We start from the raw sequence: 1,118 nt of genomic DNA on the forward strand, positions 1-1,118 counted from the left end.
CTCGAACACCGCCAGCTCGAGCGCGTGGCGCGCCGCACCGGGGCCGGCATCGCCAGGCTTGGCTCCTTCTGGGGCAATGGCAGCGGGGACATCGCCATCGCCTTCAGCACCGGCAGCCTGATCGACCATGATGAAAACCGCGATCTGGTGCCGCTGCTCGCGCTCAACGAAGCGCGCATCGACATTCTTTTCAGGGCGGCGGCGGAAGCGACGCAGGAGGCGGTGCTGAACTCCATGCTTTCCGCCGACGCTTTCACCGGCCGGGCCGGCACGCACCGCGCATCGCTCGCCGACTGGTTCGGCGATCAGGTTGAAAGGCGATAGGCTTACAAATCGATCCGGAACCGCAGGCTCTCTACCCCGCCATAGGCGGCGTCCTCGAAGAAGCGCTCGACGAGTCTGCCGCCATTGGCCAGGATCACCTTGTGCGAGGCCGGATTGCCCGGCTTGGCAGTGAGCTCGACATAGGGCAGGCGGACCGCCCTCGCCTCGTCCAGCATCAGCTTCACCGCCTCGGTGGCGTAGCCGCGCTTTCGCTTCCACGGCACCACGGCATAACCGATATGGCCAAGCACGTGCGGCGGCAGTTCCGCCGTGCCCTTCTGCCAGCGAAAGCCGATCGAGCCCGACGCCTCGCCGTCCCAGATCCAGCGGCGGAAACCCGGCAGGCGTGGCACTTGTGTGCCGTCTGGCAAGGCGATGCGCGGCCCCTTGGCCTCGGGATCGTCGAGGCTGGCGAGGAATGCCATGGGGTCCTCGTCGATCGCCGCAAGCTCCGCGCGTGTTGCCTCCATGAGCCGCACATTGTCCGGCGACCAGCCGCGTTCGAGCGCCGCCTTGTAGGACGGCAGATGTTCGAGCGCGGGTTTGACGATCTCGATCATGGTCGATGCTTCCTGAAAAACGAAGCAGGCATACCCTTGGACAGCAGAGCGCTCAAGCCGCCTGAAAGCGGATCTCGGCGGATCGAAAATCGGGGGACGTTTTTCAGGCTTCCACAGCCGCCTTGGGCCGGCATGGCTGGTTGCGCGTCTCCCTCGGCTTTTCGCGCATACTTGCCGGCGCGCTAAACAAGATGTGTTTCGCCTGATGGCGCGCGGCGTTTTATGATTGTGCTT

Annotated in this window: 2 protein-coding genes; one reads left to right on the forward strand and one right to left on the reverse strand. The window is 65.0% G+C overall.

What is annotated here, in order from left to right; all coding sequences use genetic code 11:
* Positions 1–324 (forward strand): P1 family peptidase (locus EOA36_RS35905; protein ID WP_189553562.1); only part of this gene is annotated, 324 nt, incomplete at its 5' end.
* Between the two features lie 2 nt (positions 325–326).
* On the opposite strand, the gene EOA36_RS35910 is transcribed toward EOA36_RS35905, so the two are convergent.
* Positions 327–884: a GNAT family N-acetyltransferase gene (locus EOA36_RS35910; protein WP_127281277.1), complete on the reverse strand. Its 558-nt coding sequence runs from the start codon at positions 882–884 to the stop codon at positions 327–329.
* Positions 885–1,118: the final 234 nt, after the last annotated feature.

Origin of the sequence: Mesorhizobium sp. M8A.F.Ca.ET.021.01.1.1 (assembly GCF_003998025.1) — a bacterium.
GTDB lineage: Bacteria > Pseudomonadota > Alphaproteobacteria > Rhizobiales > Rhizobiaceae > Mesorhizobium.